The organism is Mesorhizobium sp. B2-3-4 (assembly GCF_006442315.1).
Classification (GTDB): domain Bacteria; phylum Pseudomonadota; class Alphaproteobacteria; order Rhizobiales; family Rhizobiaceae; genus Mesorhizobium.
On the sequence record NZ_VFVY01000009.1, the window covers coordinates 137,395 to 159,991 of the forward strand.

24 protein-coding genes are annotated in these 22,597 nt (G+C 62.5%); 12 read left to right on the plus strand and 12 right to left on the minus strand.

Going from position 1 to position 22,597, the window contains the following annotated elements; genetic code table 11:
* Positions 1-6: 6 nt before the first annotated feature.
* Positions 7-192, minus strand: a complete 186-nt coding sequence (locus tag FJ967_RS15815) for a hypothetical protein (RefSeq protein WP_140732751.1) — start codon at positions 190-192, stop codon at positions 7-9.
* A 211-nt stretch (positions 193-403) separates the two neighbouring features.
* Between FJ967_RS15815 and FJ967_RS15820 the strand changes: the two genes are divergently transcribed.
* Positions 404-1,456, plus strand: a complete 1,053-nt coding sequence (locus FJ967_RS15820; protein ID WP_140732752.1) for a hypothetical protein — start codon at positions 404-406, stop codon at positions 1,454-1,456.
* Here FJ967_RS15820 and FJ967_RS15825 read toward each other — a convergent pair.
* The 3 genes from FJ967_RS15825 to FJ967_RS15835 all read right to left on the minus strand — a co-directional run bounded on the left by FJ967_RS15825 (position 1,434) and on the right by FJ967_RS15835 (position 4,353).
* Complete coding sequence (locus FJ967_RS15825; protein ID WP_140732753.1) at positions 1,434-1,781, minus strand: DUF1491 family protein; 348 nt, start codon at positions 1,779-1,781, stop codon at positions 1,434-1,436. The genes FJ967_RS15820 and FJ967_RS15825 overlap by 23 nt on opposite strands.
* Before the next feature lie 69 nt (positions 1,782-1,850).
* Positions 1,851-2,633, minus strand: a complete 783-nt coding sequence (locus tag FJ967_RS15830) for a peptidoglycan-binding protein (protein WP_140732754.1) — start codon at positions 2,631-2,633, stop codon at positions 1,851-1,853.
* Entirely contained in the window at positions 2,608-4,353 is a 1,746-nt protein-coding gene (locus tag FJ967_RS15835) for an ATP-binding protein (protein WP_140732755.1), read from the minus strand. Before FJ967_RS15835 ends, FJ967_RS15830 begins: the two co-directional genes overlap by 26 nt.
* Before the next feature lie 533 nt (positions 4,354-4,886).
* Here FJ967_RS15835 and FJ967_RS15840 point away from each other — a divergent pair.
* Complete coding sequence (locus FJ967_RS15840) at positions 4,887-5,234, plus strand: DUF5330 domain-containing protein (protein ID WP_140732756.1); 348 nt, start codon at positions 4,887-4,889, stop codon at positions 5,232-5,234.
* Between the two features lie 102 nt (positions 5,235-5,336).
* Positions 5,337-5,765: a SufE family protein gene (locus FJ967_RS15845; protein WP_140732861.1), complete on the plus strand. Its 429-nt coding sequence runs from the start codon at positions 5,337-5,339 to the stop codon at positions 5,763-5,765.
* Positions 5,766-5,851: 86 nt separating this feature from the next.
* On the opposite strand, the gene FJ967_RS15850 is transcribed toward FJ967_RS15845, so the two are convergent.
* Both FJ967_RS15850 and FJ967_RS15855 read right to left on the minus strand, forming a co-directional pair.
* Entirely contained in the window at positions 5,852-6,277 is a 426-nt protein-coding gene (locus FJ967_RS15850; protein WP_027143963.1) for a MucR family transcriptional regulator, read from the minus strand.
* A gap of 389 nt (positions 6,278-6,666) precedes the next feature.
* Positions 6,667-7,035, minus strand: a complete 369-nt coding sequence (locus FJ967_RS15855; RefSeq protein ID WP_140732757.1) for an SH3 domain-containing protein — start codon at positions 7,033-7,035, stop codon at positions 6,667-6,669.
* Positions 7,036-7,148: 113 nt separating this feature from the next.
* Between FJ967_RS15855 and FJ967_RS15860 the strand changes: the two genes are divergently transcribed.
* From FJ967_RS15860 to FJ967_RS15870, 3 genes are all read left to right on the plus strand, one after another.
* On the plus strand, positions 7,149-9,248 hold the full coding sequence (locus tag FJ967_RS15860) for a S9 family peptidase (protein ID WP_140732758.1): 2,100 nt from the start codon (positions 7,149-7,151) through the stop codon (positions 9,246-9,248).
* Between the two features lie 21 nt (positions 9,249-9,269).
* Complete coding sequence (locus FJ967_RS15865) at positions 9,270-9,896, plus strand: LysE family translocator (RefSeq protein WP_140732759.1); 627 nt, start codon at positions 9,270-9,272, stop codon at positions 9,894-9,896.
* A gap of 149 nt (positions 9,897-10,045) precedes the next feature.
* Complete coding sequence (locus FJ967_RS15870; protein ID WP_140732760.1) at positions 10,046-10,435, plus strand: SET domain-containing protein-lysine N-methyltransferase; 390 nt, start codon at positions 10,046-10,048, stop codon at positions 10,433-10,435.
* 8 nt (positions 10,436-10,443) lie between these two features.
* Here FJ967_RS15870 and FJ967_RS15875 read toward each other — a convergent pair whose 3' ends face one another.
* The 4 genes from FJ967_RS15875 to FJ967_RS15890 form a co-directional block, all read right to left on the minus strand.
* Complete coding sequence (locus FJ967_RS15875; RefSeq protein WP_140732761.1) at positions 10,444-11,394, minus strand: cytochrome c; 951 nt, start codon at positions 11,392-11,394, stop codon at positions 10,444-10,446.
* A 9-nt stretch (positions 11,395-11,403) separates the two neighbouring features.
* A complete protein-coding gene (locus FJ967_RS15880) occupies positions 11,404-11,841 on the minus strand; it encodes a cytochrome c (RefSeq protein ID WP_140732762.1) in 438 nt (145 codons plus the stop codon).
* A gap of 155 nt (positions 11,842-11,996) precedes the next feature.
* Positions 11,997-12,599, minus strand: coding sequence for a superoxide dismutase (locus tag FJ967_RS15885; protein ID WP_140732763.1), 603 nt, complete (start codon positions 12,597-12,599; stop codon positions 11,997-11,999).
* A gap of 176 nt (positions 12,600-12,775) precedes the next feature.
* On the minus strand, positions 12,776-13,654 hold the full coding sequence (locus tag FJ967_RS15890; RefSeq protein ID WP_140732764.1) for a branched-chain amino acid aminotransferase: 879 nt from the start codon (positions 13,652-13,654) through the stop codon (positions 12,776-12,778).
* A gap of 157 nt (positions 13,655-13,811) precedes the next feature.
* Here FJ967_RS15890 and FJ967_RS15895 point away from each other — a divergent pair, with 157 nt between their 5' ends.
* A complete protein-coding gene (locus tag FJ967_RS15895; protein WP_140732765.1) occupies positions 13,812-14,474 on the plus strand; it encodes a haloacid dehalogenase type II in 663 nt (220 codons plus the stop codon).
* A gap of 171 nt (positions 14,475-14,645) precedes the next feature.
* Positions 14,646-15,476: a L,D-transpeptidase gene (locus FJ967_RS15900; protein WP_140732766.1), complete on the plus strand. Its 831-nt coding sequence runs from the start codon at positions 14,646-14,648 to the stop codon at positions 15,474-15,476.
* A 43-nt stretch (positions 15,477-15,519) separates the two neighbouring features.
* Here FJ967_RS15900 and FJ967_RS15905 read toward each other — a convergent pair whose 3' ends face one another.
* Together FJ967_RS15905 and FJ967_RS15910 are read right to left on the minus strand one after the other, a co-directional pair.
* Positions 15,520-16,359 (minus strand): transglutaminase domain-containing protein, encoded by an 840-nt coding sequence (locus tag FJ967_RS15905; protein WP_140732767.1) that lies wholly within the window; start codon positions 16,357-16,359, stop codon positions 15,520-15,522.
* Between the two features lie 78 nt (positions 16,360-16,437).
* Positions 16,438-17,979, minus strand: coding sequence for a helicase HerA-like C-terminal domain-containing protein (locus tag FJ967_RS15910; protein WP_140732768.1), 1,542 nt, complete (start codon positions 17,977-17,979; stop codon positions 16,438-16,440).
* A gap of 380 nt (positions 17,980-18,359) precedes the next feature.
* Between FJ967_RS15910 and FJ967_RS15915 the strand changes: the two genes are divergently transcribed.
* From FJ967_RS15915 to FJ967_RS15930, 4 genes are all read left to right on the plus strand, one after another.
* Positions 18,360-19,802, plus strand: a complete 1,443-nt coding sequence (locus FJ967_RS15915) for a methylmalonyl-CoA mutase subunit beta (RefSeq protein WP_140732862.1) — start codon at positions 18,360-18,362, stop codon at positions 19,800-19,802.
* Positions 19,799-21,919 (plus strand): methylmalonyl-CoA mutase, encoded by a 2,121-nt coding sequence (gene scpA / locus FJ967_RS15920; RefSeq protein WP_140732769.1) that lies wholly within the window; start codon positions 19,799-19,801, stop codon positions 21,917-21,919. Before FJ967_RS15915 ends, scpA begins: the two co-directional genes overlap by 4 nt.
* 70 nt (positions 21,920-21,989) lie before the next feature.
* Positions 21,990-22,211, plus strand: a complete 222-nt coding sequence (locus tag FJ967_RS15925; RefSeq protein WP_140732770.1) for an AbrB/MazE/SpoVT family DNA-binding domain-containing protein — start codon at positions 21,990-21,992, stop codon at positions 22,209-22,211.
* Positions 22,208-22,594 carry a type II toxin-antitoxin system death-on-curing family toxin gene (locus tag FJ967_RS15930; RefSeq protein WP_140732771.1) on the plus strand — a complete coding sequence of 129 codons (387 nt, stop codon included), beginning with the start codon at positions 22,208-22,210 and terminating at the stop codon, positions 22,592-22,594. The genes FJ967_RS15925 and FJ967_RS15930 overlap by 4 nt, the downstream gene beginning before the upstream one ends.
* Positions 22,595-22,597 lie beyond the last annotated feature (3 nt).

Here is a 22,597-nt window from a genome sequence, read left to right on the forward strand (position 1 = left end):
TTCTATTCAGTGGTGCGGCACAGGCGTGCGTGGCGAACCCGGCTTGTCGGGACCAGCGGGCCTCGCGTCGACGGTGTTGGACCGCTCATAGCGGATGCCGGGAAATATGATCACGGCCGCCGGTATCTCGGTGGTTTGCTTGGCTCGATTGGTCGGTGCCGTTCTCGGCACGAAAGACAGTACCATGCCCATGGTTCGCGCATTCCTCTCGGTTTCCCCGGAGCACAACGCAACGCCTCCAAATTCGATTAAGCGACCCAGAGGGTTAACGGAGCGCTAACGGATCAGCGCTAACTTGATCTTTGTTCCCTGGTCGGAAAGTTTCGACTGGGCAATCGCAAAACCGGCGCAGTCCCGGTCGAGCATGTTCAAGTTCGTGTATCCGTTGTCAGGCGTATCCTTCGTGTCATCTTCGGACTTCAGGCAAATCGCGATAAGGACGGAATCGGGAAAGGCCGAAAGGCTGTTCCGCGCCGCCGTGTCGGCGTTCTGCTCGCTGACCCGACCGTCGCGCCGCGAGATCGGCCAGCTCGAAGATTTGACGCTGCCGCTGTTCGACGATGTATCGGTCGAATCACGACGTTACGTGGCAGCCGCCCTGTCCGAGTGCGAATACGCGCCCGCAGCCCTGGTGCGGCGTCTTTGCGAAGAACCGGTCGACATTGCCGCCCCGTTGCTCATCCGCTCGCGCGCGGTCAGCGATATCGACCTGATCGCGCTGATTGGCCGGCATGGGCTGCCGCATGCGCGCGCCATAGCGCGGCGCAAGGATCTGAACCCGACCATTGCCGACCTGATCAGGGCGCTCGAAAGGCCGACCCTGGTGCGGGTGCGGGATCCGGAGGCCAAAACCGCACCGGCACCGATCCCCGCCGCGTCGACGACGGACAGCGCGGCAAACCCGCAGACGCCCGGCCAGCAGACGCTTGACCAGCAGGCACCCGGCGTCGCGGCCGAGAATGCGCGGCGCAGGCTGCGCTCGATGATGCGCACCGGCGACGAAGCGTTGGCGGCCAAGGTCGATGCGTTCCCGGGCGCGGATGCCTATGTCAAATTGCGCGAGACGGCACTGACCGGAAATGCCGCGTTCTTCCAGACCGCGCTTGCCGACGCCCTCGACATTGATTTCTCGGTTGCGCAATCGCTGACCGCCAACCAGAACTATGCCCCGTTGCTCGCGGCGCTGCGTTCGCTCGACTTCAGCGAGGACCGGGCATTCCTGATCACGGTTGCCGTCTATCCCGGCCTGTTCCCGCATCCGCAGGCCATCCGCACCTATCTCGACCGCTACCGGCTCCTGCATCGCGACGTGGCCCTGGACAAGGTGCGGGGATGGAAGGCCGAAACACTCTCCAGGGTGGTTCGCAACGCGTCGCCGGCAAACAGCGATAGCCGCAGGGCCTCCAACAGCGATGAAGCGAACGTCCCGGGCCTCAGGGCGTCTTCACGGAAATAAGCTCTTCGAGGGGAACTGTCCCGGCCTCGACCTCGACCACCCAGATGTCGGGGTCGAATTTTTTCTCGCGCTCGAGTCTGGCGTCCAGCACGGCGGTATCGTCGCCAGCGGCGAGAAGGCTGAAAAAACGGTCCTCGGGCTTGGCCGAATCGTAGCTTGTCTGCGGTGCCGGGCCGTAGAGGGCGGTTTCCCCCAGCCTGCCCCGCGCCAGGATGAACACAGCCCCGGCCTCCGTCGCCCCGCGCTTGACCACGGCGGCAAATCCGCCGGCACCGAAAACCCGGCGCAACAGGGCCGACACCCACAGATCAGCGGTAACGCGCATGAAAGACTCCCGACGGCATGCGGGCTCTCTACCGAAACTTTCCGCGCGGCGCGAGGCCTCGGCCGGCCGTCAATTGGTCAGGCCGATCTCACGCATCTTGACGTAGACGATCTCATCGGGCTCCCCAGTCTGCGGCAGCCCGAACAGCGACTGAAACTCCTTGATCGCCGCCTTGGTGCGCGCGCCGACGACGCCGTCCAGTTGCATGTCGTCATTGCCGAAGGCCTTGAGCCCGGCCTGGATCTTGACGATGCGCGGATCAGGTCCCTGCAAGGTGGCATTCGCCTGTGCGTCATTGGTCTGCAAGGACACCGGAACGGTGGCCGGCGGCATGGCGGGACGGGGCTGCGGCTTGGGTACGGCAGCGGTCTTCGGTGTCGCGCCCAGTTGATCCAGCAGCAGCGCGTCGATCTCGCCAGAGGCGTTCAGCCCGACCTTCTGCTGGTAGGCCTGTATGGCCTTGCGCGTGTTGGGGCCGGAAATGCCGTCGACCGTGCCGGAATAGAAATCGAGATCCTTCAGTATGCCTTGCACCTGCTCGACCACCGGATCGCCCTTGATCGGGGCGGGCGCTGCATTGGGCCGCACGATGTTGATCGTCGTCTCCGGCTCGTCGGCGGCGGCGTGTGGAACGCCCTGGAAATTGCGTGTGGCGAAAAACGCCCCGGCATGCGGGAAAGGCTGATACCACAGCGCATTCGCCGAGACATAGAACAGCGTCACCAGGAATGCGGTCGAGCCGCCCACCAGGACGGGATTGCGCGAAATCATGCCGCCGACGGCGATGACGCCGTCCTGGAAGGCATTGCTGCGGCGTTTGACCGCCTTAGGCTGTTTTGCGGAGCGAGCCATTCCTGTCCCCTTTCGCCCTCGTCACCGGCATCGTCAGCACTCCGGTCGGGTTGGCGGGACGTCCCTTCGGCCCGCTGACCGGCAGGCTGATGGTCACCGTGGTGCCCTCGCCCGGCATGCTTTCGATCGACATGGTCCCTTCATGCAAGGCCACCAGCCCCTTCACCAGGGAAAGGCCAAGACCCGTCCCCTCGAAACGGCGGGTATAGTCGTTCTGGATCTGCATGAAGGGTTTGCCGAGATTGGCGAAATCCTCCTCGGCAATGCCGATCCCGGTGTCCCTGACCCAGAAATGCAGGCGTGAGCCGATCCGCTTGGCGCCGACGACGACATCGCCGCCGTCCGGCGTGAACTTTATGGCGTTGGAAACGAGGTTGATCAGCATCTGCTGCACGGCACGGCGATCGGCATTGATATCACCGGCGTCGGGCGCGATCTGCGTCTGGAGGTCGATGTCCTTGGCCTGCGCCTGCAGCCGCATCATCGACTGGCACATGTCCACGGCTTCGATGAATCGGAACGGCTCCGGCTCGGTCGCGTAGGCGCCCGATTCGATCCTCGACACGTCGAGTATCGATGTGACCACCGCCAGCAGATGCTGGCCGGAATCCCGCACGAGCCCGACATATTCCTTCTGGCGCGGATCCTTGAAAGCACCGAACATCTCATGCAGCAGCATGTCGGAGAAGCCGATGATGGCATTCAACGGCGTGCGCAGTTCATGGCTTACCACAGCCAGGAAGCGGCCCTTGGCCACTTCGGCCGCGGCCGCGGTCTCATTGGCTTGCGCCAGTTCTTCGCGCAGCCGCGCCGTCTCGTCGTTCTGGCGCAGGACGAGGGTGAAGACGTCGCTCTGGTCCTCGCCACGCATCAGTTCCAGCGCGAATGGCTGGTAATTGTCGGCCACTAGGCCATGTCCATTCTGGGCACCGCTTTGGGGCAGCCTGATGCGCAGTTCGAGATGGCGCGACAGGGCGCCGTCACGCATGTCGGCCAGGGCGCTAAGATAGGAGACACGATCCGACAGGTGGACGCGGTCGAAAAGGCCGGTTCCCGACAGCAACTCGGGCGGCAATTTCAAAAGCGTACGCGCCTTGGCGGACGCATCCATGACTTCGCCATGGCGGGCGACCCGCAAGATCACCGCGTCGATGATGTCTTCCAACCGCTCGCCCGCATCGACCGTATCGGCGGCGCCGACGGTGCCGCGAAAGGCCGATATGCGCGGGATGAGGGTCAACGCCCAGGCCAGCGGCACCAGCCAATGCCAGGCGGCGATATGGGCGTCCGCGAAGGGAAGGAAGGCGGCAGACAGCGGTTGAAGAGCAATGGCGATGATGGCCGAGGCAGCGCCCCACAATGCCGCACGCCGCGAGGCGCCGATCCACCAGGCTTCGAACGGCAGCGCCAAGGCCAGCATGGCGACAGGAGAGCTCAAGCCGCCGGCGGCGCCGATGAGACCGCCAAGGGCAAGCGCGGCCATCGTCAGGGCGATCGGTCCCGCGACAGCCATCTTGCCGGTGGCGGCCACCAGCAAGGCGACGAACCAGCACAGACCGAAGGCCGCGAAAATCGCGGCCATCGTCACGGCGGCACCCATGCCTGATGTCACCAGCGTCACTGCGGCACCCGCCGCGAAGAACGGGGCGGCCAGCATGACGCCGATGAAGCGGCGCTGGCGCTCACGGTCGCTCCGCTCGTGAACGCTGGGATGAACCATGCGTTCACAACCGGCCGCCATTGCGCCAGGCAATTCAGCGTATCTGGCCTCGATCGGCATCAACTCAACGCACTCGCACTCGTCGTGAACAGCTCTGCTTTTGCAGATTGTCTTGGTTGGCTTTGAAAGTCGCATCCAGCGTTTAAGGAATGGATAAGGCTGAGCCGACCAAAGCCGGCCGTGCGGCAAATATCGGGATGGCGGCAGCCGAAAACCCGGGCAAATGCCGCCATAGTAAACGGAGGGTTATCCGGGGAGGCCTGTCACCGGGCGGCCGGCCAGATCGCCGAAGTCACCCGATTCCCCCTGAAATATAATGAAATCAATTGGATAGATGGTTACCGGACGGTAAGGAAAATCGTCCCGATCTGAGACAAATCCGCGGCAAAACGCTTCGTTTCGAATTTGCCTAAAATTTGAGGAAAATTCTCGCCGATCGTGCAAGCCGTCCTTCGTGCCTGTGTGCCAACATCCTGCCCATAAAAGAGGTCATGCCATATGATGCATGATCCGGTCACGACGAGAGGCAAGGCATGTTCTTCCTGATAAGAATGGCTTTCTGGTTTTCACTGGTGCTGCTGGCGCTGCCGTTGGGTGTCGGGTCCGATGAAACGGGCCAGGAAAGCGTCGGGCCGATCCAGGCCCTGTTCGCGGCGCGCGACGCCGTCGGCGACATCGCCGGGATCTGCGAGCGCAAGCCCGATGTCTGCGAGACGGGCAAGTCGGCGATGCACACCATCACCGCGCGCGCCAAGGAGACCGCCAAGATCGCGGCCGCCATGCTGGACGACAAGTCCGCGGGTCCCGATACCTCGACAATGACCGGCAGCGTGCCGGAAGTCGTCCTGCCCGAAACGGTCAACCTGCCGATAAAGAATTAAGCCGTCTCAAACGGCGCACCGCGGGCTGTCTGCCCTCTCGACGCCCGCGGTGTCCTTGTTTTTTCCGTGACGCGGCGCCGCCGCGTGACTATATCCGGGTTCATGACGACCACGATCCAGACGATCCGCGACGACTTCTCATTCCTCGAGGAATGGGAGGACCGCTATCGCTACGTCATCGAACTCGGCGAAGCGCTGCCGCTCTTTCCCGATGCGGAGCGCAACGCCGCCAACAAGGTGCCAGGTTGTGTAAGCCAGGTCTGGCTGACCACCGAGCGGGGCTCGGGCGCCGACCCGGTCATCACCTTCACGGGCGATTCGGACGCCCACATCGTGCGTGGACTGGTCGCGATCATGCTGGCGCTGTTTTCCGGCAAGACGGCGAGCGAAATCCAGAAAACCGACGCCGAGGCGACGCTGAAGGCACTTGGCCTCGACGAGCACCTGTCACCGCAGCGCGCCAACGGCCTTCGCTCGATGGTCAAGCGCATCAAGCGCGATGCCGAGATGGCGCTCGCGCAGACCGCCTGACGGGTTCTGCCGTCGGTCTTCCTGCCCCGCAAAATCAAACGGCGCCCGAAGGCGCCGTTTCTATTTCAGTTCCTGACAAGGAGCGGTTAGCGAGCCTTGCGCTTGCGGCCAAGACCCATCTTCTTGGCAAGCTGCGAGCGGGCCGCCGCATAGTTCGGGGCAACCATCGGATAGCTCGGGTCCAGATTCCACTTTTCGCGATACTGATCGGGCGTCAGATCGTAGTGGGTCATCAGGTGCCGCTTGAGCGACTTGAACTTCTTGCCGTCCTCGAGACAGACGATGTAGTCGTCATGAACCGAGCGCTTCGGATTGACAGCCGGCTTCTGCTTGTCGGCAGGCGGCTGTTCGACGGTTCCGCCCACCCGCCCGAGAGCGGCATGCACGTCGGAAATCAGGTTCGGCAATTCGCCGACCGGCACGGGATTGTTGCTGACATAGGCAGCCACCACATCGGCGGTGAGCTCGATCAGCGCATCATTGTTTCTGGAAGGTGTTTCGACAATATCCATGGTGTTCAGGCCCCAACAAGAGTTACGTCGGTCTGTGCCCTTTTTTACTGGCAGGGCATTGCACGAATTTTGTGCAGATAGAGCTTCTGCGATTCGTGTCGCGGGACATCAATGCGACCACACGTCAAGTAAGTCAATTCGTTCTGTGCATTATATTTGGGAATGTTGATCAACTATTCCGGGATCAGCTTCAATCTTTCGTGCACCATGTAATTTTTCGATATTTCGTTCCCCAAACGGACACGAGCTGACGTTAGGTCAGCCAACCGTTACATTCGCGATAACTCACAAAATAAGTTGTAGTGCTCCGGTTTGCTTGGTGACCGCGCCGACAAGCTTGGTTGTTTTCACCTGCCGACAAAACCGCAGGTTGCTGGCCTATGTCGCGGTCAGAGCGGCGTGATGTATCTGCCGTAGGCCCATCCGGTGACGAACACGCCGTTCTTGGCGGGGTCATGCCAGACTTCGCACCAGCGGTAACGAACCGTCTGCCGCTGTTTCCATGCCGGTTGGCCGGCAATATCGTGCAAATTTACGCCATCCGTGCATCGTCCGGTCATCTGCAGAACGGTCCCGTTCGGGTATGCGGCCTGCTTCTGGGACGTGCCCGAAGGATATTTGCGCACATTGAGCGTGTCGCCGAACGGCACATTGGCCACTTGCCAAGCCGCGAATACGGTCGCATGAGACTGGCCGGCAAAGACCAGAGTTAGTGAAGCAACGGCGAAGGCCGCAGCAATACGAGACCGAATAGTCATCTTCTCTCCTCCCGGCCATCTGACAGGCCGACACCACTTCTACGCCCCAGCTCTTGAACCCGCCCTGATCGGCGTGTTCATTCGTCGTTCAAGATATTTCAGAGCGAGACGCAATGACCAGGACTTCCCGATTTCCAACCGTCAGCCCTCCCGCACCCGAGAAAAGGCCGGTCTCGGACACCCATCACGGCATCACGCGAACCGACGAGTACGCTTGGCTGCGGGCGGACAATTGGCAGGAGATGTTCCGGGACCCGTCCCTGCTCGATCCTGGGATCCGTGCCGAACTCGAAGCCGAGAATGCCTACCAGTCGAAGTTAATGGCCGACACGACGGACCTGCGAAAGCAGCTTTTCGCGGAGATGAAGGGCCGTATCAAGGAGGACGATTCTTCCGTGCCCATGAAAGACGGGCCTTATGCCTATGGATCTTCCTTCAAGCTCGGCGGCGAGCAACCGCGCTACTTTCGCATGCCACGCGATGGCGGGCCTCAGCAGATCCTGCTCGACGGCGACGCCGAGGCCGAAGGCAAGGCCTATTTCCGGCTCGGCGGTGTCGATCATTCGGCCGATCATGGCAAGCTCCTGTGGGCCTTCGACGACAAGGGTTCCGAGTTCTACACGCTGCGTGTGCGTGACCTTGCCGACGGCAAGGACCTGGCGGACCAAATAGGAGCCACCGGCGGATCCGGCGTGTGGGACGCGGGCAATGACGGGTTCTTCTACACGCGTCTCGACCCCAACCACCGGCCTTCGAAGGTCTTATTCCACGCACTGGGGCAAGACCCCGAGAAGGACCGCCTGATCTATGAGGAGACCGACCCCGGCTTCTTCATGAACGTCGATGGCACCCGCAACAATCAATGGATCATGATCGGCATCAACGATCACGAGACCTCGGAATACCGGTTGCTGAGCGCCAGCGATCCGTTTGCCCAACCGAAGCTGGTGGCGGCGCGCGAAACCGGCCTTCAATATGAACTGGAGGAAGGCGGCGACGTCTTCTTCGTCCTGACCAATGCGGACGGCGCCAAGGACTTCAAGATCATGACGGCCCCGGCCAGCGATCCGATCCGCGCCAACTGGCGGGAACTGGTGGCGCATGAGCCGGGCCGGCTGATCCTGTCGGTGATCGGCTTCAAGGACCACATGGTGCGGCTCGAGCGCAAGGAAGGCCTGCCGCGCATCGTCGTGCACGAGCGCGCCAGCGGCGAAGAGCATCTGATTTCCTTCGACGAGGAGGCGTTTTCGCTCGGCCTCTCCGGGTCGTATGAATACGACACCGAGATGATGCGCTTTTCCTACTCGTCGATGACGACGCCGTCGCAAGTGTTCGACTACAACATGCGCAGCCGCGAGCGTGTGCTGCTCAAGATGCAGGAAGTGCCGTCCGGCCATGACCCTCATCACTACGTCACCAGGCGGCTGATGGCGCCCGCGGCCGATGGCGAACTGGTGCCGATCTCGCTTCTGCATCACCGCGACATGCCGCTGGACGGATCGGCGCCTTGCCTGCTCTACGGGTATGGTTCCTACGGCATCACGGTGCCGGCCGCATTCAACACCAACTGGTTCTCGCTGGTCGACCGCGGCCTGGTCTTTGCCATCGCCCATGTCCGCGGCGGCAAGGACAAGGGCTATGGCTGGTATGACGACGGCAAGCGGGCGCAGAAGATGAACACCTTCACCGATTTTATCGCCTGCGCGCGCCACCTCGTTGCCGAACGCTATACCGAGCATGACCGGATCGTCGCACAGGGCGGCTCGGCCGGCGGCATGCTGATGGGGGCCATCGCCAATATGGCGCCGGATTGTTTCGGCGGCATCGTGGCCGAGGTTCCGTTCGTCGATGTGCTGACCACCATGCTCGACGCGACGCTGCCGCTGACCCCGCCGGAATGGCCCGAATGGGGCAATCCGATCGCGTCGGCCGACGACTACCGGACGATCGCTGTCTATTCGCCCTACGACAATGTCGCCGCGCTCGACTATCCGCCGATCCTTGCGCTTGCCGGCCTCACCGATCCGCGCGTCACCTATTGGGAGCCGGCCAAATGGGTGGCGCGGCTGCGCGACCGCAAGAGGGGCGACAATCCGGTGCTGTTCAAGATCAATATGGATTCCGGCCATGCCGGCGCGTCCGGACGGTTTTCACGCCTGGAGGAGATCGCCTATACCTATGCCTTCGCGCTCAAGGTTACGGGCAAGGCATAAGCACGGGGAGGAAAAGCCGCGATGATCGATCCGTCCACACTGATAGCCTACATCGCTGTCGTCTTCGGCTTTGTCTTCATTCCAGGCCCGGCCACGCTGCTGACGATTGCCCGCGCCACGAGTTCGGGAACCAGGGTCGGGATCGCCACCGGCGCGGGGATTGCGGCCGGCGACGTGTTCCACACCGTGATGGCGATGATCGGCATCTCGGCGATCATCGCCACGTCGGCAACGCTGTTCAGCATCGTGAAGTATATCGGCGCGGCCTATCTCCTTTATCTCGGCATTCGCGCCATCATCGAGAAAGCGCCGACCGATCCCACCGCCGGCGCGCTTGCCATCTCCGCCGGCAAGGCGTTCCGGCAGGCTGTGCTGACCGAGGTGCTCAACCCCAAGACCGCGCTTTTCTTCCTCGCCTTCCTGCCTCAGTTCGTGCGGCCCGAAAGCGGATCGGCGATGGTTCAGCTGGCCGTATTGGGGATCATCTTCGTCCTGCTGGGCCTGTTCAGCACGGTTGTCTTTGCGGTGAGCGCAGGTCGGCTCGGCGCCCTGCTGCGGCGAAATCCCAAAGTGTTGAAATGGCAGGGCAAGGTCGTCGGCGGCATCTACTGCGCGCTGGGTGTCCGCCTGGCTCTTCAGCAACGCTGATACGGGCGGCGGCCGCGCGCCAGCCGTCGCGACGATCATGACCTTTTGAATTGTGCATTGCGGATTTCCGCTCGCATTTGCGGCGGTCGCGCGCTACCCAAAGCCGATTTTCCCGGGCAACGAAGCCCACACGCGCACAAGGGTCCATCATGCTGCTCGTCGACGTCTATCTCGACAAATCGCCAATCCAGGGCATTGGTGTGTTTGCCAAGAACCATATTGCCAAGGGCACGCTGGTCTGGAAGCTCGACCCCCGCTTCGACAGGATCATCGACGTCGAGACCTATGAGGGCGAGACCGGGCCGGTGAAGAACTATCTCGACCGTTATTCCTACCCCGACCGGCGCGATCCTGCCTATATCGTCTTCGAAGCCGACGATGCGCGCTACATGAACCATGACGACGAGCCGAATTGCGATGTGTCGTCGCCCGAGGAAACCTACGCCATGCGCGACATCGCGCCGGGCGAAGAGATGACCTGCAACTACAATCACTTCTTCGAAACAGGCTTCGATTTCCTAGGAGACCGCCACCTCTGACCTGACAGTTAGTTCGTGCTTTTCTGGCGCGCCGGATAGCCATTGGGATGCGGCGGCACCGCCTTGAGATAGGCGGCAATCGCCGCACGGTCATCCGCCGTCAGCTCGGCCATATTGCGCTGTACGTCGACCATGGCGCCGCCGACGGAATCGAAATCGGGCGTGAAGCCTGTCTCGAGGTAGTTGGCGATATCGGAGGCGGACCAGGAGCCGATACCCCCCTCGCCCGAAGTGATGTTCGGCACCACGCCGGAGCCCTCTGCCGCGACCGCTCCGGCCAACCATTCGCCCTTCTTGGTCCCGCCCGCGAAATCCCTCGATGTGTGGCATTCGCCGCAATGGCCCGGCCCCTCGACCAGATAGCGTCCCGCCATTACAAGGTCGGGCGTGCCGTCGGCCAAGGCAATGACGGGCTGATCACTGAGATAGAGGCGCTTCCACAGGCCTATGCCACGCCGGATGTTGAACGGGAACGCCAGCGAATTGGCCGGCGGCTTGCCGGCGACGGCGGGCAGCGTCTTCAGGAAGGCATAGAGGTCGGCGATATCGGACGGTTTCATGCGCGCGTAGGACGCGTAGGGAAACGCCGGGTAGAAATGACGCCCCGAGGGCGAGACACCCTTCAGCATGGCGTTGGCGAGGTCCTCGACCGACCATGCGCCGATGCCGTCCTTGGGGTCTTGCGAAATGTTGGGTGGAACGAAGGTGCCGAACGGCGTCTTGAGTTCGAGGCCGCCCACGAGTTGAAGCCGCGCATCGCCCTGAGACCCGGGCTTGGCATGGCAGGAGGTGCAGCCTCCGGCATAGAAAATGCGCTTGCCCTTGGCGGCATCGCCCGGCCCGAGTTGCGCCAGGACCGCCGCATCGAGCCTGACCGGTGCCGACAGCAGCCAGCCGGCGGCCGCGCCGGCGACGCCCAGAACGAGGGCAGCGCCGACGAACTTCTTCAGCCAGGCCATGGCTGGCGATCAGCCCTTCTTGACCCTGTAGCCCTGGTGGCAGGTGCCGCAATCCGAGCCTATGGTGCCGATCTGCGCCTTCAGCGCGTCGACATCGGCAGGGGCCGCCGCGACCGCCGCCTTGACGTCGGCGAGATACTTGTCCTCGGCCGCCTTGAAGCCGGCCATGTCTTCCCAGATCTTTGGCGCCGCGGTGGTGTCGCCGGTATCACTGCCCTTCGGGAACAGGGCCTCGACATCGAATTTCTCGGCATTTGCCTGCAGCGCCTGCAGTTGCGTCAGCACCGCGGCGGCATCAAAGGGCTCTTCGCCCTTGACCACTTTCGACAGGCCGCCGACGAGCTTTCCGCGTTCCTTCATCAGAGCCTGCCGGTCGAGGATCGGATCGGCAAAGGCCGCCGACGCCGCGAGTGCGAGCATTGAGATGGCGATGACAAGCTTTCTCATTCATTTGGCTCCGTGATGAAGACGTTTCAGGACAGGACGTTAACGGATATGGCCGGAGAAATATTCCCTTCGTCTCGCGGATTTTTGCCCGGCCTCCGGGGCGCGGCGCAGCAAAAGAAAAGCCCCGGGGGTACCGGGGCTTCTCACAAGATCAATCAGCCTTTGGCCTTTTCGTAGAGTTCGAGCACGTGATCCCAGTTGATCAGGCTGTCCACGAACGCCTCGAGATATTTCGGGCGGGCATTGCGATAGTCGATGTAGTAGGAGTGTTCCCAGACGTCGACGCCGAGGATCGGCGAGGCGCCGTGAACGAGCGGGTTCTCGCCGTTCGGCGTCTTCGAGATGGCCAGCTTGCCGTCCTTGACCGAAACCCAGGCCCAGCCCGAACCGAACTGCGTCGTGCCGGCCGCGATGAAGTCGGCCTTGAACTTGTCGTAACCGCCGAGATCGCTGTCGAAAGCCTTCTGCAGCGCGCCGGGGAGCTTGTTGCCGCCGCCGCCTTTCTTCATCCATTTCCAGAAATGGATGTGGTTGTAGTGCTGGGCGGCATTGTTGAAGAGGCCGGCATTCTTACCGAACGACTGCTTGACCACCTCTTCGACGGAAAGATCGCCAAGGCCGGCTTCGGCGGCGAGCTTGTTGCCGTTGTCGACATAGGCCTTGTGGTGCTTGTCGTGGTGATACTCCAGCGTCTCTTTCGACATATAGGGCTGCAAGGCCTCGTAGTCGTAGGGCAGAGCGGGCAATTCGAAAGCCATGGGTAGTACTCCCTCGTGGAAAGTCCGGTGTGGATACCGGAGTAAGATAGGTCGGGATTGAGCTGGAACAACTCCGGAAGTGAAGCGCCGGTTCCCTTTCTAGGCGGGTTCCGGAGAACTGTCACACGCTTTTCCTGCGGCAAGCCGCGCAGCGACAAAAAGGCCGGAAAGACGCCTTAGCCGGCGGAGGTCGAATGCGCCCAATCCCAATAGAGTTCGCGCGCCTTCTTGGCCACCGGCCCGGGCTGCAGGTCACGGTCCTCGATGCGGGTGATCGGCACCACCTTGGAGTGGTTGCCAGTCGAGAAGATTTCGTCCGCCTCGAGGAAGTCCCGCACCGACAGCGTCTTTTCCGTCGTCCTGAAGCCGTAGTCGCCGAGCAGTGTCATGGTGCGCGAGCGGGTAATGCCGGACAGGAAGGTTCCGTTGGGCGCCGGCGTCAGCACATGACCGTCCTTGACCAGGAAGATGTTCGAGCTTCCGGTCTCGGCGACATTGCCCAGCATGTCGAGCACGAGCGCATTGTCGAAACCGCGCGCCTTGGCTTCGAGGATGGCGCGGCCATTGTTGGGATAGAGGCAGCCGGCCTTGGCGTTGGTCGGCATGGTTTCGATGGTCGGGCGCCGGAACGGCGACACGGTCACCGAAAAGCCGGTCGGCGAGATCATCGGCGATTCATAGAGGCACAGGCAGAAGCGGGTCGAGGCCGGATCCGCCGGCACGCCCATATAGCCGCCATGCTCGGCCCAGTACATCGGCCTGATATAGACCGCCGTCTTGCCGTCGAACTTCTTCAGTCCGTCCCAGGTCAGTCCGACGATCTGTTCGGGGGTCATGGTCGGCTTCAGGCCAAGAGCGGCCGCCGAGGCATTGACGCGAGCGGCATGAAGTTCGAGGTCGGGCGCCACGCCCTCGAACCAGCGCGCCCCGTCGAACACGCTGGTGCCGAGCCACATGGCGTGACTGCGCGGCCCCAGAATGGCGACATTGCCTTCGTACCAATCGCCGTCGACGAAAGTCCATGTCGCCGATTGCGCCGTCGCCGCCAGTGTCATCGCGTTTTCCTGTTCCGATCCGTCTTTGAGTGACAGCCATTGGAAGATGCTTTGACAGGCGCCGTCAACCATCATCGGGGAGTTTTGTTGAGGCCAGCGACGGCTGCCATGCAATCAAGGCTTGCACCTTGTCCCGCCGCGCCTCAAAACTGTCGCCATGCAATACGCCGCCTATGTTTTCGACGCCTATGGCACGCTGTTCGACGTACATGCGGCCGTGCGCCGCCATGCCGACGCGATCGGCCCGGACGGTCAGCTCCTGTCCGAAATCTGGCGCGCCAAGCAACTGGAATATTCCTGGGTGCGCACGCTGATGGGCGTCTATGCCGATTTCTGGCAGTTGACGGAACAGTCGCTGGATTTCGCGCTGCGCAAGGTTCCTTCGGCCGATCCGAGCCTCAAGGCGAAACTGCTGGAAGCCTATTGGAGGCTGGACTGCTACCCTGAAGTGCCCGCCGTGCTGAAAGCGCTCAAGGCCTCCGGCGCCCGGCTGGCGATCCTCTCCAACGGTTCGCCCGAAATGCTGGAGGCGGCGGTCAAGTCCGCGGCACTCGACCAGGTCCTGGACGACATCTATTCGGTCGATACGGTGCGGCGCTTCAAGACCGATCCCGCGGTCTACGACATGGTCACCACCGGCTGGCGGCTCTATCCCGGCGCGGTATCCTTCCAGTCTTCCAATCGCTGGGATATTGCCGGCGCCACCAAATTCGGATTCCGCACCGTGTGGATCAATCGCTCCAACCAGCCGGAAGAATACCGGGACTTGCCGCCGGCCCTGATCCTGCCGTCACTGGAGGCCCTCGTGTCCGGCGCCTAGCAGGGCTGTGGCCTCAGCGCCACAGTGGCAGCACAGTCACAGCTTCGCCTTTGTTTGTCCACGTTCGGGCCAGAATCGGAACCGCCTATCGCGCCAGGTGTTGTTCGACACCCGCGACAGCGGTCGGCGTATTCACGCTTTGTTGCGATTTGAGTCCTAAAGAAGGCAGCCATGTCCATACCCGAAATCGAATTCTATCGCCTGAGCCGTCGCGGCTTCCTCAATGCCGCAGCCTTGGGCGCTGCCTCGATCGCGGTTTCCGCCTGCACCACCACTGGACCGGGGCCGGCCCAGCCTCCGCCGCCACAATATGTCGAGCCTCCGCTCGCCGACTATGCGTCGATGTACGCGGCGGTCAACGATGGCGGTTTCGATCTGCCGGCCATCCCGGTCGACAGGATCGACCCGCAGTTCCTGCGCCAGATCGTACCGGATCCGACGGGCCAGAAGCCGGGAACCATCGTCGTCGATACGACCGGTCACTTCCTCTATCTGGTTCGCCCGGGCGGCCAGGCCATCCGCTATGGCGTCGGTCTCGGTCGCGCGGGCTTCGAATGGTCGGGCGACGCCGTCGTCCAGTGGAAGCAGAAGTGGCCGAAATGGACGCCGCCGGATGAGATGATCGCCCGCCAGCCGGAATTGAAGCAGTACAGTGCCGACAATGGCGGCATGCCCGGCGGCTTGAAGAACCCGCTCGGCGCCCGCGCGCTCTACCTCTTCCAGGGCAATGTCGACACGCTCTATCGCCTGCATGGCTCGCCGGAATGGCGCTCGATCGGCAAGTCCGTGTCATCGGGCTGCGTGCGCCTGATGAACCAGGACATCATCGATCTCTACGACCGCGTGCCGTCGAAAACCCCGGTCATCGTGACCAGCGATGCTCGCCAGCCGATGGTTGCGGCAGCGACGGCCAACCACAAGGCCATCGCGATCGACGCCGGCGTGCCGGATGGATCGGTGCTGCTGGGCCCGGTCAAGGCGGTCACGAACGCGATCTTCTGATCCTGGCGAGGTACAAGGCGGCAGATTCAGCCGCCGCCTTGTTCTAGCGCGTTTCTGGTTCGGGCCGTTCCAACCAGTCCGCGGCGAGCTCAATCAACAGCTGCTCTGGCGATGTCGCCAAATTATCCAGCAACTCCATTTCGGCTCCGCGAACCGATCGCTGCCGTGATGAGGCCTCGCGCCAGCGATCCCATAGCGATGTCACGCGACCGTTCAACACATAATGGTCGCGCACCACATTGACCTTCAAAAACCACCAGCCTTTTGCATCACCATGGCCAAACGCGTCAGGATCGGCCTGTGCACGGCGACAGCTCAGCCATGCCTCTCCCGCCGGTTTGAAAAGCTGGCGCGGCACGTCGGCGGGATCAAATTCAATCCCGTTTCTACGCCGCAGCATGGGATCGATCTGGGCATCGCTCAGGCGCCAGGTTCCGGCTTTCGCGTCCCAGTATTCACAGACCCAGTGATCCTCCCATTCAGCGTCGAAATAGGCGGCAAAACCGCACCGTAAGCGGGCGGTGACCTGCCGGGAGCGCAGGAACGAGCAGAGCGCGAGCGCAAAATCGCGACAGGTTCCGGTGGATCGCTTGTCTGGCGGCCGCCTGGCTTCAAAAGCCCGCGGATCCCGGTTCAGAATATCGTCCAGCCGCTCGGCGATAGGCATGGTCCTACGAGCCGGCGCGCCCGGCGTCGCGGCGTCGCGGCGTCGCGGCGTCGCGGCGTCGAGCCCGTACTCTTTCGCCCAGTCCGAGTGCACCAGCACCCCCTGGATAATTTCATTGAGGGCTCCGACATCGGCCGGAAGAACCGCAATCGATGCGGCGTGGCGGCCCGGGTCGGACATTTCGCCATGAGCGACCCAACGGTCTGGTCCTTCCATGCCGTTCGCTCCTGCTAGACCAGTGTCGCTCAATCAAGCTGCTTTGATCTCGGGAGCGATATCCGCTGGCCGGGCGGCTTAACGCCCGCGCGACAAACTCCCCAGAATCCCGCGCACGATCGCACGTCCAACCGACGAGCCGACCGAACGGACCACCGACTTGATGGCGGCTTCGGCCACCGTCTGGCGGTTGGACGGGCGCGGCGCCGGTGCCCGCCTGCCCCCCGATTGCGGCGCCGGATCGTCATTGCCGAAGCCTGGAATGGTCCAGCGTGAGCGTCCGGAATCGGCCTGCTGCGCCTCGGCGTCCTGCGCGTCCTTGGCCTTCTTCTGCAATATCTCGAAGGCCGATTCACGATCGATGACCTGGTCGTACTGGCCGGTGACAGGGCTTTCCTGGATCAGCTTCTGCCGCTCGGCGGGAGTAATCGGACCAAGCCGCGATGACGGCGGACGGATCAGCGTGCGCTGAACCATCGACGGAATGCCCTTGGCCTCCAGCGTCGAGACCAGCGCCTCGCCGGTGGCGAGCTGGGTGATGGTGGTGGCGCAGTCGAAATCCGGATTGGGCCGGAAGGTTTCGGCCGCCGTCCTCACCGCCTGCTGTTCGCGCGGCGTGTAGGCGCGCAGCGCGTGCTGGACGCGGTTGCCGAGCTGCGCCAGGACCTTTTCGGGGATATCCAGCGGGTTCTGCGTGACGAAATAGACGCCGACGCCCTTGGAGCGGATGAGGCGGACCACTTGCTCTACCCGGTCTATCAGCACCTTCGGCGCCTCGTCGAACAGGAGGTGCGCCTCGTCGAAGAAGAAGACCAGCTTCGGCTTGTCGGGGTCGCCGACTTCGGGAAGTTCCTCGAACAGTTCCGACATCAGCCAGAGCAGGAACGTCGCGTAAAGGCGCGGATTCATCATCAGCTTGTCGGCGGCCAGCACGCTGATGGCGCCGCGCCCGTCGCGGGTCGTGCGCATGATGTCGGCGATACGCAGCGCCGGTTCGCCGAAGAAATTCGTCGCCCCCTGCTGTTCCAGCACCAGCAGCGTGCGCTGGATGGCGCCGACGGACGGTTTCGTCACGTTGCCATAGCGGGCACTGATCTCGTCGGCGCGTTCGGCGATGTTGGCGAGCAGCGCCTGCAAGTCCTTCATGTCGAGCAGCAGCAGCCCTTCCTCGTCGGCGATGCGGAAGGCGATGTTCATGATGCCTTCCTGCGCCTCCGTGAGGTTCATCAGGCGCGACAGAAGCAACGGCCCCATTTCGGAAATGGTGGCCCGGATCGGATGGCCCTGCTCACCGAACAGGTCCCATAAAATGACTGGAAATTCCTGGAAATCATAAGGGTCGAGCTTGACCTGTTCGGCCCGCTTGACCAGGAAATCCTGGGCGGTGCCCATCATGGCGATGCCGGAAAGGTCGCCCTTGATGTCGGCGCAGAACACCGGCACGCCGGCGTTGGAAAAACCCTCCGCCAGGATCTGCAAGGTGACGGTCTTGCCGGTGCCGGTGGCGCCGGTCACCAGACCATGGCGGTTGCCGTATTGCAGCAGCAGTTGTTCGGCCCGCTGATAGCTGTCGTCGGGCTTGCGGCTGGCGCCGATGAAAATACTGGTGTCGTCAGCCATATGTCCGGTCTCCGCAACTGATGTATCTAAAGCCAGCCTTTGCCCGAAGGTATAGTGAGGCTGTTGCACAGCGACAATGCCAATCGTTCAATCGCGGCCAATCGTCCAATCGGGGCCAATCGTCCAATCGGGCCAATCGCCCAAATCCGGACCAATCAGCTAAACCGGGGCTAATTGGCCAAATCGGATTTTTGGAACTTGCGGATTTTGCTGGTGTTTGGCAATCGTTCATGGTCCGTCGACGCAAGCCGACCTATATCAGGTGCATCGAATATCAGGCCGATCGAATTCAGGCCCTGGACGTGCATTGCGATAACCGAGCGGGGACCGTAGACTGAATTGCCCCGGGCTGGTGCGGCCACATGGAACGAGGAAGATGGATGGGCGCCGGAGCCTTGACCAGGGATGTTGAGTCAACCAATGCCGAGCGCCAGCGATGGCTGGCCTTGGCGGAAAAAGCGTTGGCCGGCGCATCCTTCGAGGAAAAGCTGGTCTCGCACACCGACGACGACATCCGCGTCGAGCCTCTCTATGACCGCGCGACCGGAACCGAACCGATCGTGCGCGCCAATCCGCAATCGGCCTGGATCGTCAGCCAGCGCGTCGACGATCCCGATGTCGATCGCGCCAAGAGCCAGGCGCTGGAAGACATAGCGCAGGGCGCGACAGGACTGTCACTTGTTTTCGAGGGTGCTCCTAACGCATTCGGCTACGGCCTGCCGAGGACGGCGCAGGCCCTGGAGACGGTTCTGGACGGGGTGCCGCTCAACCGGGTGCAGATCCGTATCGATACCCACCCCTGGAGCCGCCCCATGGCCGACTGGCTGGTGGCGTTCCTGAGCAAGCGCCGATCCGATCCGGCAAAGCTCAACCTCTCCTTCGGCATCGATCCGGCGGCGATTCTGGCCGGCACCGGCCGTCTGCGCATGTCGATCGAGGCACTGCAGGAATCGATGCCGCAATCGCTGGCGCATTTCTTCTCGATGGGAGTCCCCGGCGTGCTTCTGGAGGCCGACGGCCGCGTCTTCCACAATGCCGGCGCGACGGAGGCGCAGGAACTCGGCATCATGCTGGCTTCAGCGGTGTCGTATCTGAGAATGTTCGAGAAGGCGCGGCAGCCGCTCGTTTACGCCGCGCCTCATATTGGTTTCGCGCTCAGCGTCGATCAGGACCAGTTCCTGTCGATGGCCAAGGTCAGGGCCTTGCGCCGGCTTTGGGCAAGGGTCCAGGAAGCCTGTTCGATCCCCAATTCCACCGCCAACATCCATGCCGAGACGTCATTTCGCATGATGACGGCCTCGGATCCCGAAACCAACATCCTGCGCACGACGATCGGTTGCTTCGCCGCGGCCGCCGGAGGGGCCGATTCGATCTCGATCCTGCCGCATACGATCGCGCACGGCCTGCCGGCGGCTTTCGCCCGCCGCGTGGCGCGCAACGCGCAACTGATCATGGCCAATGAAAGCCATGTCGATCATGTCGCCGATCCTGCCTATGGCTCGGGCGCGGTCGAAGCGCTGACGTCGGACCTTTGCGAAGCGGCATGGGCGGAATTGCAGGCGATCGAGGCCGAAGGCGGTGTGCTGTCCAGCCTTAGGGACGGACATATCCAGCAGCGTGTGCGCACCGCCGCCACCCAACGCGGTCTTGCCTTCAAGTCGGGCGAACGCGCCATTATCGGCGCCACGCTTTACCCCCTGGGGAGCGAGCGTCCGGTCGAAACGCTGGATGCGGAGCGGCGACCTGCCTTCGCCGAGGGCGTCGTGCTGTGCGAGCCGCTGTCTCCGGCCCGCATCGATCAATCCATCGGGGTTGCTACTTGATTCCGGATTTCAGTCAGATCGGCTGGGCGCCGCCGCGCCGCACGCCTGTCGAGGTCAAGGGACAGCGCACGACACCGGAAGGCCTCGTCGTCAAGCATCTCTACAATCAGGGCGACCTAAAAGGCCTGCCGCATCTCGATACCTATCCAGGCCTGCCGCCCTTCGTGCGCGGCCCCTACCCGACCATGTATGTCCAGCAGCCCTGGACGATCCGGCAATATGCCGGCTTTTCGACAGCCGAAGAATCCAACGCATTCTACCGGCGCAATCTGGCCGCCGGCCAGAAGGGGCTTTCGGTCGCCTTCGATCTCGCCACGCATCGCGGCTATGACTCGGACCATCCGCGCGTCGCCGGCGATGTCGGCATGGCGGGCGTTGCCATCGATTCCATCCTCGACATGCGCCAGCTGTTCGACGGCATTCCGCTCGGCGACATGACGGTGTCGATGACGATGAACGGTGCGGTGCTGCCTATCATGGCGCTCTACATCGTGGCGGCCGAAGAACAAGGCGTCGCGCAGAGGGATCTGGCCGGGACCATTCAGAACGACATTCTGAAGGAGTTCATGGTCCGCAACACCTACATCTATCCGCCCAAACCCTCGATGCGGATCGTCTCGGACATCTTCTCCTACACGTCGAAGAACATGCCGAAGTTCAATTCGATATCGATATCCGGCTATCACATGCAGGAAGCCGGTGCGACAGCCGACCTGGAGCTTGCCTATACGATAGCCGACGGCATCGACTATGCCCGCGCCGGCGTCGCGGCAGGGCTTGACATCGACCGCTTCGCGCCGCGCTTGTCCTTCTTCTGGGCGATCGGCATGAACTTCTTCATGGAAGTGGCCAAGCTCAGGGCGGCGCGCCTGTTGTGGGCGGCCCTGATGAAGAAGAATTTCGCGCCGAAGGACGAGCGCTCGCTTTCCCTGCGCACCCATTGCCAGACCTCGGGCTGGTCGCTGACAGCGCAGGATCCCTACAACAACATCATCCGCACCATGATCGAGGCGATGGCGGCGACGCAGGGGCACACTCAGTCGCTGCACACCAACTCCTTCGACGAAGCCATGGCGCTGCCAACCGACCATTCAGCGCGCATCGCCCGCAACACGCAGCTCATCCTGCAGAAGGAATCCGGCACCACGCGCATCATCGATCCGTGGGGCGGTTCAGCCTATCTCGAGCGGCTGACCCACGATCTGGCGGCGCGCGCACTTGCCCACATCGAGGAGGTCGAGGCTCTCGGCGGCATGGCGGCCGCGATCGAAAAGGGCATACCCAAGCTGCGCATCGAGGAAGCTGCGGCCCGCACGCAGGCGCGCATCGATTCCGGCGAACAGATGCTGGTCGGGGTCAACGCGCACCGTCCCGAGACCGATATCGCGGTCGACGTGCTGAAGATCGACAATGCCGAGGTCAGGGCAAGGCAATTGTCGAAGCTGCAGCGGCTGAAAGGCACGCGTGACGTCGTCGCCGTCGAAAGCGCGCTCGACGCGCTGACCCGTGCCGCGAGAGGCGATGAGAACCTGCTGGAGTTCGCCATCCGCGCCGCGCGCGCCAATGCCACGGTTGGCGAAATTTCGTTCGCTCTGGAAAGAGCCTATGGCCGCCATGTGGCCACGGTGCAGACCATCTCCGGTGTCTACCGCAAGGCGCTTGGCGACAATCCGGTGGTCGACCGGCTGCAGGACAAGCTCGCTGCCTTCGAGAAGAAAAACGGCAGTAAGCCGCGTATTCTCGTGGCCAAGATGGGACAGGACGGCCACGACCGCGGGCAGAAAGTGGTTGCCACGGCTTTCGCCGATCTCGGCTTCGATGTCACCGTCGGCGCCATGTTCCAGACGCCTGAGGAGATCGCCAGGCTGGCTATCGCGCATGACGTGCATATCATCGGCGCGTCATCGCTGGCGGCGGGCCACCTGACGCTGATCCCCGAATTGCGCGACACGCTGAAGAAGCTCGGCCATGGCGACATGCTGATCGTAGCGGGCGGCGTCATTCCACCGCAGGACTACGACGCGGTTCTGCAAGCGGGCGCCGCCGAGATTTTCCCGCCGGGCACAGTGATCCCGGAAGCGGCGGAGCGTTTGTTGGATAGGCTGCTGGTGGAATGACTCTGTTATAATATCCGTTGCAACGTCATGTATATCCGTTATAATTGGCGTTGCAACAGGATGTTTCATCATGAACACCACCATTCGTAAAATCGGGAATTCCGAAGGCGTGATCCTGCCGAAGGAACTTCTCGACCGCCTGAACATGAAGACTGGTGATCAGCTCCAGATTGTGGAAACGGATAAGGGTATTGCCCTCGAGCCGGTGGATGACAGTTTCGAGCGGCAGATGGAAGCCGCACGCAAGGTCATGGACAAGTACAAGGTCGCGCTTCAGAAGCTCGCGGAATGAGTTGGGAGTTCTTGACCCGTCGCGCGGTCGAAGCGATGCATGCCGAGCAGTTGCGCCGGAATGGCGGAGCCCGAGGTCTGCGGGATGAAAATGCTCTCGAATCGGCATTGGCTCACGCCGAAAAGGCCAACTATGGCGACCCGTCGATTGAAGATCTGGCGGCGGCCTACATCTTCGGCATCGCCAGAAACCATGCCTTTGTCGACGGCAACAAGCGCACGGCGATCGTAGCCGCCGGCGCCTTTCTAATCGTCAACGGTCACATGCTGACCGCCGACAACGGCACCTTGTATGAATTTGTCATGGCAGTAGCCGCCGGCGAGATCGATGAAGCAGGCGCTGCCGCATTCTTCCGCGACCATGTCATCAAGATCGAAACATAGGCG